We start from the raw sequence: 12,056 nt of genomic DNA on the forward strand, positions 1-12,056 counted from the left end.
GCATGGGTGTCTGGATTGATACGGATATGGGCTTTGATGATATAGCCGCCATTCTGGTGGTGAAACATCTGGGGCTTGAAATCGACGGTGTGTCACTCATTTTCGGAAATACGGAACTTGGTCAGGTCTGCCGCAATGCGGCGGGCGCGACACAGGTTTTCGGTTGGAATTTTCCGATCTATCGCGGGCGGCACAAACCGGTTCTGGCGGAGATTGAAACTGCCGCCGGAATTCTCGGCGAAACCGGCATTCCGACACTCGGCCTGAACCTACCTGTCTGTGAAGATAATACACAGGGCTGTGCCTTCACCGCCCTGTGCAACTGGCTGGAAAATACCTGCGGCACCAAGCGCGTTCTTGCACTTGGCCCCCTCACCAATATTGCCGCACTGGCACTGGCGCGCCCCGATCTGGCAGCACGGATTGACGAACTGGTCTGGATGGGCGGCGGCATTGGCAAAGGCAATCACACGGCCTCAGCCGAGTTCAACGCTCTTGCCGATCCGGAAGCGCTGGCAATTGTGCTTGCCCATGAGCTGCCACTGAAAATGGTGGAACTTGATTTCTGCCGTAAAATTCTCGCCACGCCAGATGATGTGCATCCGATCCGTGCAGCCGGTGGTGCCAATGCCGCTTTAATCGCCGATATGACCGGCGGTTTTATCAATATTGCGATCTCGCGCGGCCGCACAGCTATGGCGCTCTATGATCCGGCGGCCGCTGTGGCCTTTGCCCGTCCTGATTTCGTACGTTTTGACAGGGCTTTTATAGGTGCGGAACTTTGCGGCTCGATGACACGCGGCCGCACTGTGGTGGAAACCCGCTCCAGCCATGCAACCTTCAACGCGGCCTATGCAGCTGACGGCGATGCGGAAGCCATTCTCGGCATTATTTTCGATGCCCTCAGAACAGAGGCAGCCAAATCATGACACGTGCAGAACCTTTTGATCTGAGTTCTCCTGAACTGCGCCTGCGGGCAGCCGCGGCGGCACGCGGTGCAGAAGCTTTTGATTGTCTGATTATCAACGGCACCGTCATTGATATGGTGACCGGCGAACATCGCCGTGTCGATATCGGCATCACCGGCGCTCTGATTGCCTCCGTTCATACACCGGACAGCCGCAAAGATGCGGCAAAAATCATTGACGCCAAAGGCGGTTATATCACACCGGGCCTGATCGATACGCATATGCATATTGAAAGCTCGATGATCACCCCTGCCACCTATGCACAAGCCGTGGTGCCGCGTGGTGTAACAACCATTGTCTGGGACCCGCATGAATTCGGCAATGTGCATGGCGTAGCCGGTGTCGACTGGGCAATTGCGGCAACCCGTGATTTGCCGCTGCGCACTATTATGCTGGCACCTTCTTGTGTGCCGTCCGCACCGGGACTGGAACTGGCCGGTGCAGATTTTGACGCTGATGTGCTGAATAACCTGCTGGCACGTCCTGAAATCGGCGGCATTGCCGAAGTCATGACCATGCGCAATGTCATTGACGGCGAACCGCGGATGAGTGCTATTGTCCATGCGGGGCTGGCAGCGGGCAAGCCGGTTTGCGGTCATGCACGCAGCCTCACCGGCTCTGATCTCGCGGCCTTTATGGCAGCGGGTGTGACTTCCGATCATGAGCTGGTTTCCGGTCAAGATCTGATGGAAAAACTGCGTGCCGGACTCACCATTGAGATGCGCGGCTCCCACGACCATCTGTTGCCGGAATTTGTGCAAGAACTAAACCGTCTCGGTCATCTGCCGCAGACGGTGACACTCTGCACGGATGATGTGTTCCCGGACGATCTGCTCAATGCCGGTGGTCTGGATGACGTAGTGCGCCGCTTGGTGCGCTATGGCATGAAACCGGAATGGGCTTTGCAGGCGGCAACACTCAATGCAGCACGCCGCTTTGGCCGTGATGACCTCGGATTGATTGCAGCAGGTCGCCGTGCTGATATTGTAATCTTCGACAACCTGTCCGATTTCACTGCGCAGACAGTGCTAACCAATGGTGCGGTAACTGCTTCAAATGGTATTCTCGCACAAAAGCTCACCAACACCAGCTCCGGTGATTTCCTGCAATCCATGAAGATCGGTGCTTTAAGCGCCGATGATTTCCGCATTCGCAGCGATGCCAAGCGCGTTGTGGTGGCAACCATTGATCGCCCGCGCTTTACCCAATGGGGACAAGCGGAAACGGACGTTGCCAATGGTTTTGTAGTGCCGCCGCAAGGTGCAACTATGATTGCCGTTGCCCATCGCCATGGCCGCGCAGCAGCGAAACCGCGCGTTGGCTTTCTGCGTGAATGGGGCAGCTGGCGCGGTGCTTTCGCCACTACAGTTTCCCATGACAGCCACAATCTCACAGTCTTTGGCGGCAATGAGGAAGATATGGCACTCGCAGCCAATGCGGTGATTGCTGCCGGTGGCGGCATGGCTGTTGCATTCAATGGCAAAGTCACCGCCCTGCTGCCATTGCCGGTCTCTGGTCTGGTGTCCGAGGCATCGCTGACCGATGTCGCCGCACAGTTTGCAGCTTTGCGCACAGCTATGGATGATGTGGTTGACTGGCAGCCGCCTTATCTCATTTTCAAAGCCTGTTTTGGTGCAACACTGGCCTGCAATGCCGGCCCGCACCAGACTGATCAGGGCATTGCCGATGTTAAAACCGGACAAGTGCTGGTCTCCCCTATCTTGCAAGTGACAGAGTAATACCCATGACTGATCCTATCCTCGACGATATTGCTTTTCTGACCGAGCTGCGCCGCGATCTGCATGCGCATCCTGAACTCGGTTTTGAAGAAGAGCGCACCTCGGATATTGTTGCCAAACTTCTGGAAGAGGCAGGTATCACCATTCATCGCGGTCTTGGCGGCACAGGTGTGGTCGGCACTTTGCAGATCGGTAACGGCACCCGCACCATTGGCCTGCGCGCAGATATGGATGCGCTGGCCATGCCGGAAATGGCAGATCGTCCTTATAAATCAAAATTCGCCGGTAAAATGCATGCCTGCGGCCATGATGGCCACACCACGCTTCTGCTGGGTGCAGCCCGTGCGCTTGCCAAAAGCCGTAATTTCTCCGGCACTGTGCATTTCATCTTCCAGCCTGCAGAAGAAGGTCGCGGTGGCGCCAAGCGCATGGTTGAAGAAGGACTGTTCAATCTGTTCCCGTGCGATGCGGTCTATGGCCTGCATAATATGCCGGGTCTTGATCCTGATGAAATCGCTGTGGTTGAAGGCCCGCAACTCGCCTCTTCTGACAGCTGGCGCGTCACCTTCCGCGGCACCGGCACCCATGGCGCAAAACCGCATCTCGGCAAAGATCCGGTCACGGCAGCGGCTACTTTCATCGCTTCATTACAGACGATTATTGGTCGCGTTGTTGACCCGCTGCAACCGGCTGTCGTCAGCGCTTGTTCCTTGCAGGCCGGTGACCCGAAGGCGCTTAATGTTATTCCGGATATTGTGGAAATCGGCGGCACAGCTCGCGCTTATACTCCGCATGTCCGTGACCAGCTTGAGCAGGAAATCGGCCGTCTCGCACAAGGCGCAGCGATGATGTATGGCATTGCTGCCGAATATGATTTTATCCGTCGCATTCCGCCGGTCGTCAACAATGCCGACGCTACAGCACGTGCATTGCGTGCCGCGCAGGATGTATTTGGCAGCAAAGTACGCACCAGCTTCCCGCCTTCCACTGCGGGCGATGATTTCGCCTTCTTCGCCGGTGAGGCACCGGGTTGCTATGTATGGCTCGGCAATGGCCCTGCAGTAGACGGTGCCCTGCACCACAATACCGCCTATGACTTCAATGACGATGCCATTGAACACGGCGTGCGTTTCTGGACACGCCTTGTGGAACAGGAATTGTCGGGAGACCATGATGCAACCGCATGAATTCTGGCAAAAACTCTATGCGCCTGAAACTTTCAATGTACAGGGTGTGCATGAAACTTTCTTTCCGGCCACGCTGGATGACGGCCGTCAGCTGCAACTGCCGATCCGTCCTCTCTCCGACAAACAACACGCGCTGGCATCTCTGATCGTCAATCAGGCGGCCTTTGATGTGGTTGATGCTTTGTCCGATGATCTGGCCGCTAAACTCAAGGTTTTTGAACCGGATGTGATTGTCGGCCTGCCAACGCTGGGTCTGACCCTTGCCAGCGAAGTAGCACGTAAACTCGGCCACAGCCGCTATGTGCCTTTGGGCACCTCGCGCAAATTCTGGTATGAGGAAGAATTGTCGGTACCGCTGTCTTCCATCACCACACCGGATCAGATCAAACGGCTTTATATTGACCCGCGTATGCTGCCGCTGCTCGACGGCCGCCGTATTGCTTTGGTGGATGATGTGATCTCCAGCGGCACGTCGATTGTAGCAGCGCTCAATCTGCTGAACTCCCGTGCACTCAAGCCGGTTGTTATCGGTGCGGCAATGCTGCAAACCCAGCGCTGGCATGCACCGCTTGAGCAGATCGGCATTGAATTTGCCGAGATGACACGCAGCTGCTTCACCACACCGATGCTGAAGCATGGTGACAACGGCGGCTGGATAATCGCCGCCTGACAAGACCATTTACAGGTCAGATGCATTCACAGGATCAGTCAGCAACAACATAGCCGGACTGTAAGTTTCAGGATCAAGGCGTCTGGTCAGGATTGCCGCAATAGCAATGCTGACCATGTGCCATTTCCAGCCCGCAGCAAAACTTCCGGTCTGCTCATGCAGCACGGAAACAATCAAAGGCGGCAGCGCTGCCAGCAAAAAACCTCCGCCCTGCATGACTGCGGAGAGTGCTCCGGCCTGTAACGGGTCAGGAATGTGCTCCAGAGCCACCACCAGCAGCAGTGAAAAACAGCCCCCCAGTCCGGCACCGACAAGCGCAACATAAAGAAACGGAGCGCTTGCTGGTGCAAAAGCAAAACCGGCAAATCCTGTAAACTGCATCGCAAGCGCCAGCCACAGCCATGGTCTGCGATCCCTGCTGTTGCCCTGCGCCAAAGCAGGCATAATCAGCGCGGAAACAGCCTGACACAGTGCCATGACGGCAAGCAGACTACCGCTCGCCGTAACACTCCATCCCGCTTCCTGATAATAAGGCGCAAGCCAGGCTATGACGGATGAATAACCGCCGTTCACCAGCCCGAATGCAATCATCAGCAACCATGTCCGCGGACGGGAGAATAATTTTGTCAGGCTTTTACCGGCCTGAACCGAGGTTGAAGCAGGGAGTACTGCCCAGACCAGAACAGTTGCAAGAAGTCCCAAAATTGCAAAATAACCAAAGCCTGCCTGCCATGTTCCGGCCAGCTGCACAATAACAGGCGACAATTGCGCACCAAGCGCGCCGCCTGCCAGTAGCATAGCGGAATAAAGCCCCATAATATTGGCAAAACGATCAGGAAAACGCTGCTTGATAATTGCAGGAAAAAGCGCCTGCACCGCCGCAACGCCAAGGCCGATAATAGCTGCTGTCATCAGCAATGCAGGCCCTGTGGTTACAGTCAGCCGCATCAAAGTGCCGACAGTAATACAGGTCAGCGCCGCAAGAAGAATACCGCGCATCTCACCCGTACGTAACAATGCGGGACCGGCAAATGCCACACAGCCCATCAGCGCCATAGGTATCAGTGTCAACAGCGCCATACCGTGATGGCTCAATCCGGTTGCGTGACTGATATCTTCTGCGAGAGGGCCGATAGCCGCAATAAAGGGCCGGAGATTAAGCGCCACAACAATAACAGCCATCAGGAAAAGATAATTTCTGCCTCCCTTCATATTCTTCTTTCTCCTGATCGTTTTGCCTGCAGGCATAGTGAAACAGGCAGCCGCGCACCACGCTCACAGCGCCCTGAAAACTGCCTGCTTTATCGGAATCTTGTCTTATATGTCAGCTGATACGTGCGTAATGTTCAAAGCCGACGCTCTTCAGCGGAATTGCCTCATGCTGATAGCCGACCGGACGGATCGGGCTTTTGAGTTCACGGGACAAGAGCTTGCGCTCACGGCGTTTCTCCGGATGCACAATCGGCACCGCGTCCAGCAAACGCCGCGTATAAGGATGTGCAGGTGAACTCAAGACAGCATCACGCGGGCCGATCTCGATAATCTCACCCAGATACATGACCGCGATGCGGTCACTGACTTTTTCAACCACCGCCATGTCATGGGAAATGAAAAGGATGGAAATGGCATATTCCTCCTGAATTTCCTCCAGCAAATCCAGAATTTGCGCCTGAATGGACACATCCAGAGCGGAAACCGGCTCATCGGCAATAATGACTTTCGGGTTCAGAGCCAGTGCGCGGGCAATGCAGATACGCTGCCTTTGTCCGCCTGAAAACTGATGCGGGTAGCGGTCAGCCTGTGCCTTTGTCAGCCCCACCCTGTCCAGCAATTGCAAAACCCGTGCCTGTATTTCAGCAGCAGTTCCCATACCATGAATATGCAACGGTTCCGCAACAATCTGCGCAACTGTCATACGCGGGTTCAAAGACGCATAAGGATCCTGAAAAACCATCTGGATACGTTTGCGTGTTTCACGCATATCCGAGGCATTCATGTCTCCCAGTTTACGCCCCTGCAGCCATATTTCACCGCTATTGGCCTGTATCAGTTGCATGATCGCTTTGCCGGTCGTGGATTTACCGCAACCGCTTTCGCCAACCAGTGATAGGGTTTCTTTTTCCCGCAGATCGAAGGAGACATTCTCCACGGCGTGAACATTGGCAACAACGCGCTGAAACATGCCCTGACGCACCGAAAACCGTGTCACGAGGTTGCGCACACTCAGTACAGCATCCGATGTATTCTCAACGGCAATGGCATCATTACCGCGCATCTCACCAAGCTTAGGCGCGGCATCCAGCAAACGGCGGGTATATTCATGCTGCGGATTATTGAAAACAGCGTGAACCTCCCCCCTTTCAACAATTGCTCCGTTCAGCATCACCACAACCTTGTCGGCGATCTCGGCCACGATCCCCATATCATGGGTAATCAGCAGAATGGCCATGCTGGTTTCCTGCTGAATAGTTTTCAGCAGAGCCAGAATTTCCGCCTGCACAGTCACATCCAGTGCTGTCGTCGGCTCATCGGCAATCAGCAAATCCGGCTTGCACAGAATGGCCATAGCGATCATCACACGCTGGCGCATACCGCCTGAGAGCTCGTGGGGATATTGTTTCAACCGTCGCTCTGCTTCCGGAATACGCACCTGATTGAGTGCTTCCAATGCGAGGCGCCCTGCCTCAGCCTTGCTCACCTGCCGGTGCCGGATAACAACCTCAGCCAGTTGCGCCTCAATCGTCAGAACCGGATTGAGCGATGTCATCGGCTCCTGAAAGATCATGGCAATGCGATCACCACGCAGCGCCTGCACCTGCTTTTCATCCATCGCGTAGAGATCAACGCTCTGCCCCGCTTTGTCATAGAGCAGTGCCTGCCCGCCGGTGATTGTGCCGCCCATAAATCCGACCAGCCGCATCACCGACTTGGCCGTTACCGATTTGCCGGAGCCGGACTCACCGACCAGCGCCACGATCTCCCCGCGCCCGATGGCAAGGTCTATGCCTTTCACAGCAAAAGTTGCGGCATCCATACCCTTAAACTTTACAGCGAGGTCAGAAATTTCGAGCAATTTTTCGGTCATCATAATCTCCGGCAAACAGACTTTATGGTCTCAGCAAGCGGCGTAAGCGCGAATTTCGACGGCGCAGTCACGCCGTGCCGCATGTCCCGTTACGACCGACAATGCCGGAACACCTTCAGGATCAATCCAGTCATTCCACACTTCGCAAAAAGCGTCATATTCGCTGATATCGAACAGCCAGACCTGTACCATCAGAATGTCTTTGCGCGATGATCCGACACTCTGAAAATAGTCATCAATGATATTCAGGATTTGCAAAGACTGGTCTTTGACATCTCCCCCTTTATCCGGTGCTGTCAGACAGACCGAAGCCAGTTTGTCGGATGCTTTTCCGAGACATATTCTCGGCTGATGCCCTGCTCCGTCGATCCGGCCAAGCTCTCTCAGTTCCATAGGGTTCTCCAGTTCTTAAGGCTTGAGTTCACTCTGTGTTTCAGCTGCGATAAGCAATCACAACAGCTTCCACGAGCACATCGGAACGGTAGAGCTCTCCGCTGACGCAGGTACGTGCAGGCGGGTTGGCAGGATCAGCCCATTCATTCCACACAGAATTCATGGCACCGAAATAGCGCATGTCTTTCAGCCAGATATGAACAACGAAAATGGATTTGTGATCGGAGCCTGCGGCTTCCAAAAGCTTGTCCACTTTCTGCAGAACTTCTCTTGTTTGCTCTTTAATATCACCGCTTGTGTCGGTTGCATGCACACCGGACAAAAACACCATATCATTATGAACAACGGCCATGCTTTTCAGAGCGCCATCAGTCTTTGAGATTTCAATACGTTCGACCAAAGTAGTTGTTCCTTCTTTTTAAGTTGCAGAATTTTTGGATAACGAAGTTCAGATCATCTCGTGCTCAGACGAGGATCAAAATGCGTCCTGAGAACATCACCAAGCAGATTGATCGCCAAAACTGTGGTGAAGATACAAAGGCCGGGGAAGAAGGCCATCCACCACGATGTGCTGATGTAAGAGCGGGCATCCGCCAGCATTCCGCCCCATGTCGGTGTTGATGCAGGCACACCCAGCCCCAGAAAACTGAGACTTGATTCAGCAATAATCGCTGTCGCCATGGCGAAAGTACCGACAATCAGGGATGACTGGATGAGATTAGGCAGAATATGCTTCCACAGGATGTGACCGTCCCGCGCACCGAGAGACCGAGCGGCCACAACAAAATCCCGTTCACGCAAGCTCAGTGCCTCGGCGCGTGCCAGACGGCAATAGGGAATCCAGCGCTGTGAGGCGAGCGCGATAATCAGAATGCCGAGGCTCTGACCAAGGAAAGCGACAATGGAAATCGCCAGCAGCAAGGGCGGGAAAGCCCAGACGACCTCCAGAAATTTCTGAATGACAGAGTCAACACGACCGCCGTAATAGCCGGAAACCACGCCGAGTGTGACGCCAACCAGACCGGAGAAAATAACCACGGCAACGGCAATAATCAGCGAAACGCGCGTGCCGTAAATGATGCGGCTTAACAGATCCCGTCCGACATGATCCGTGCCGAGAAAATGCGGGCCGGTCGGTTGCGGCGGCATCAAAGCCAGCATCAGATCCTGCTTGTTCGGATCAAACGGTGCCAAGAATGGTGCAAAGAGGCTTGCAATCAACAACAGGCTGACAACACCCAGCCCGAAAACAGCTTTCGGCGTTCTGACAATCTCTGTGAGTTTTTCTGTACTGAAGCGGAAAGTCATCGGCATTACCTCAGACGGATACGCGGATCGACAATCGTGTAAATCATGTCAATCACGAGATTAATGAAAACGAAAAGCGAGGTGTAGACGAGGACAAGGCCGGTAATCAGCGGAAAATCGCGGAAGGTTATGCCCTGTAGCAGCAGATAGCCGATGCCGGGCCACGAGAAGACCGTCTCAACAATGATCGCACCGCTGATGAGTGTGCCGAATTCAAGCCCGATGATGGTGACAACGGAAATCAAAGCATTGCGGAAAGCATGGCGCCACAAAACGACACGTGCCGACATACCTTTGGCGCGGGCGGTCATGACGTAATCTTCCTGCAGATTTTCCAGCACGGATGCACGGGTAATCTGCATAATGATGCCCGCCATATTGGTGCCCAATACGATAACCGGCAATGTCAGATGTCGCACTGCATCCCAAAGCGCATCCCAACGCCCTGCAAGCAGTGCATCGATTGTCAGGAAGCCTGTAATAGCCGGAACATCCATGCCCCATGTTGCACGCCCGCCCGATGGCAGGAGATTGAACATACCTGCAAAGAGCAGGATCAGGAGAATACCAAGCCAGAAATTTGGCAGGCTGATACCGAAAAACCCGCCAATTGAGCCGATCGTATCGACAAAGGAATTCGGCTTGCTGGCTGCCCAGACACCAAGTGGCAGCCCCAGAATGACGGCAAGCAGTGTGGAATAGATGGCAAGCTCAATACTGGCCGGCAAACGCTGTAAAATGAGATCCATGACAGGTTCGCGATAGCGGAAGGATTCTCCCAGATCCCCCATCAGTGCATTCTTGATAAAGGTCAGATACTGAATATAGACAGGCTGATCGAGCCCCCAGGCAATACGGATATTCTGCCGGATCTCTTCAGTTACCTCATCGCTGACCAGCATATCCACGGGATCGCCGGGTGCGAGTTTTATCAGTACAAAAATCAAAAGTGTCACCATGAAGAGCACAGGAATTGTGCCCAACACGCGCTTCAGCGTATAGCCCAACATGGAAAATCCTCGGGAATTGACCGGAGCATGCCACGGCGAAGCGGAAGCAAACTTCCGGCTGCGGCATACGCAATATTAAAAAGACGGGTACATAGTCTGATCAGTGCAACCGGATCGGCAGGCTCCCGAAACCGGACAGGAATATCCCTTATCCGGTTTCAGAAAATCCGCATCGGAAATCAGCGCAGGTGGATTTCCCAGCCGTTCACGCGGTCGGCTTTGCTCGGTTTGAAGTCGATGCTTTTAGAAACACCCCATGCCAGACGGTGCAGCCAGAGGAAACAAGCCGGAGCGTCTTCCGTGATTGTCACCATGGCTTTATTCAGCATGGAGACCCGTTTGGTGAAGTCAAATTCTTCACGCTCGGCCTGCAGCAGCTTATCGACTTCCACATTGGAATATTTCAGACGCGGTGATGCACCGGTTTCAAAATATTGCGCTAGCGCAGGAGACGGATCCAGCATATTGCCGCGCCCCATATAATAGAATGGTGTGTCGCCGCGCTGTACATTCGTCCACAGAGTTGCCCATTCCGGTGTCTTCAGCGTTGCTTTAAAGCCCGCCTCTTCCAGCATCGGAATAATCGCCTCGGTAATCTGGCGGTCTGCAATATAGCGTCCTACCGGCGTATAAAGATCAACCGCAACACCGGTTGCACCGGCCTCTGCCAATAAGCTCTTTGCTTTTTCCGGATTATAATCAAACGGTGTCTTGTAATCTGCATCATAGCCAAGCTGACCTGCACCGACCGGTCCATTCAGCAAGGTTGCCTGATTACCGAGAATAGCGCGGGCAATGCCCTCACGGTTGATTGCATGGCATACCGCTTTACGTACCCGTGCATCATTCCATGGCTTGGTCTCAGGACTCATGGCAATGAACATAGCTTCTGCGGAATCGACCATTTCAACTGTCGCATTCGACATTTGCTGCACGCGGTTAATGAGCTGCGGCGGAATTCCCTGCGCGATCTGTACCTCACCATTGGCAAGCGCGGTCACACGCTGCTCCGGCTCGGTCATCATCCGGTAAAGAATGCGCTTCGGATTTGTCTCACTGACCATCGGATGGCCATCCACGCGCTCAATCACAATATGGCTGCCGATACCGACTTCCACCAATTTATACGGGCCTGCACCAATCGGATGATGACGATCAGCTTCCTGCGCGCCGTATTTGTCATAGATGGATTTGGATGTGATCTGCATGAATGCCAGATAATTCGGCAGTGTGGAGATTTTTTGCGTTGTTGTAATCCGCATACGCAGATCATCAAGCGCTTCAACATTTTTAATATACTGGACAGAAGCCTGAGACATGCTCTGCGGGTCGTTACGCGCGCGCTCCATCGAATGGATCACATCTGCAATAACAACCGGATCGCCGTTATGACGCTTCTGATCCGGCCGCAATGTCAGAATCCAGTTCAGGTCATCTTCAGGCTCAAGACTCTCTGCCAGAAACGGAACGAATTTTGCCTGTTCAAAATCCCAGCGCGTCAGGCAACCATAAATCTGACACCAGATCGAGCCGATCAGCACAACGGAATCCGCATAAGGATTATAGCCCGTCACACCTTCGGTAATCGCAACAGTAATCTGATCAGATTTCTGAGCCTGTGCCGGGGATCCCGCGACACTGACAGCCAGTGCAGCCCCCAACAGCAGAGCCTTTTTAATTCCCTTAATCATCTTTC

Annotated in this window: 11 protein-coding genes; 4 read left to right on the top strand and 7 right to left on the bottom strand. The window is 54.0% G+C overall.

Annotated elements, in window-relative coordinates; all coding sequences use genetic code 11:
- Positions 1–2 precede the first annotated feature (2 nt).
- From F7P81_RS03105 to F7P81_RS03120, 4 genes are read left to right on the top strand one after another with little or no spacing between them, the layout of a single operon-like run.
- Complete coding sequence (locus F7P81_RS03105) at positions 3–929, top strand: nucleoside hydrolase (RefSeq protein ID WP_151158536.1); 927 nt, start codon at positions 3–5, stop codon at positions 927–929.
- Entirely contained in the window at positions 926–2,707 is a 1,782-nt protein-coding gene (locus tag F7P81_RS03110; protein WP_151158537.1) for an adenine deaminase, read from the top strand. The genes F7P81_RS03105 and F7P81_RS03110 overlap by 4 nt, the downstream gene beginning before the upstream one ends.
- A 5-nt stretch (positions 2,708–2,712) precedes the next feature.
- Positions 2,713–3,894, top strand: a complete 1,182-nt coding sequence (locus F7P81_RS03115; protein WP_151158538.1) for an amidohydrolase — start codon at positions 2,713–2,715, stop codon at positions 3,892–3,894.
- Entirely contained in the window at positions 3,881–4,564 is a 684-nt protein-coding gene (locus F7P81_RS03120; RefSeq protein ID WP_151158958.1) for a phosphoribosyltransferase, read from the top strand. The genes F7P81_RS03115 and F7P81_RS03120 overlap by 14 nt, the downstream gene beginning before the upstream one ends.
- A gap of 9 nt (positions 4,565–4,573) precedes the next feature.
- On the opposite strand, the gene F7P81_RS03125 is transcribed toward F7P81_RS03120, so the two are convergent.
- From F7P81_RS03125 to F7P81_RS03155, 7 genes are all read right to left on the bottom strand, one after another.
- A complete protein-coding gene (locus F7P81_RS03125) occupies positions 4,574–5,776 on the bottom strand; it encodes a cyanate transporter (protein ID WP_151158539.1) in 1,203 nt (400 codons plus the stop codon).
- Positions 5,777–5,888: 112 nt separating this feature from the next.
- Positions 5,889–7,649, bottom strand: a complete 1,761-nt coding sequence (locus tag F7P81_RS03130; RefSeq protein WP_210246198.1) for an ABC transporter ATP-binding protein — start codon at positions 7,647–7,649, stop codon at positions 5,889–5,891.
- A gap of 30 nt (positions 7,650–7,679) precedes the next feature.
- On the bottom strand, positions 7,680–8,042 hold the full coding sequence (locus F7P81_RS03135) for a Rid family hydrolase (protein ID WP_022709500.1): 363 nt from the start codon (positions 8,040–8,042) through the stop codon (positions 7,680–7,682).
- A gap of 40 nt (positions 8,043–8,082) precedes the next feature.
- Complete coding sequence (locus F7P81_RS03140) at positions 8,083–8,442, bottom strand: RidA family protein (RefSeq protein WP_210246199.1); 360 nt, start codon at positions 8,440–8,442, stop codon at positions 8,083–8,085.
- A 53-nt stretch (positions 8,443–8,495) separates the two neighbouring features.
- Positions 8,496–9,350, bottom strand: a complete 855-nt coding sequence (locus tag F7P81_RS03145; RefSeq protein ID WP_210246200.1) for an ABC transporter permease — start codon at positions 9,348–9,350, stop codon at positions 8,496–8,498.
- Between the two features lie 5 nt (positions 9,351–9,355).
- Positions 9,356–10,360 carry an ABC transporter permease gene (locus F7P81_RS03150; RefSeq protein ID WP_022709497.1) on the bottom strand — a complete coding sequence of 335 codons (1,005 nt, stop codon included), beginning with the start codon at positions 10,358–10,360 and terminating at the stop codon, positions 9,356–9,358.
- Between the two features lie 179 nt (positions 10,361–10,539).
- The gene (locus F7P81_RS03155) at positions 10,540–12,051 is read right to left on the bottom strand and encodes an ABC transporter substrate-binding protein (protein ID WP_151158542.1); all 1,512 of its coding nucleotides are present in this window, start codon (positions 12,049–12,051) and stop codon (positions 10,540–10,542) included.
- Positions 12,052–12,056: the final 5 nt, after the last annotated feature.

Source organism: Pseudochrobactrum saccharolyticum, assembly GCF_008801715.1.
In the GTDB taxonomy this organism is placed as follows: domain Bacteria; phylum Pseudomonadota; class Alphaproteobacteria; order Rhizobiales; family Rhizobiaceae; genus Pseudochrobactrum; species Pseudochrobactrum saccharolyticum.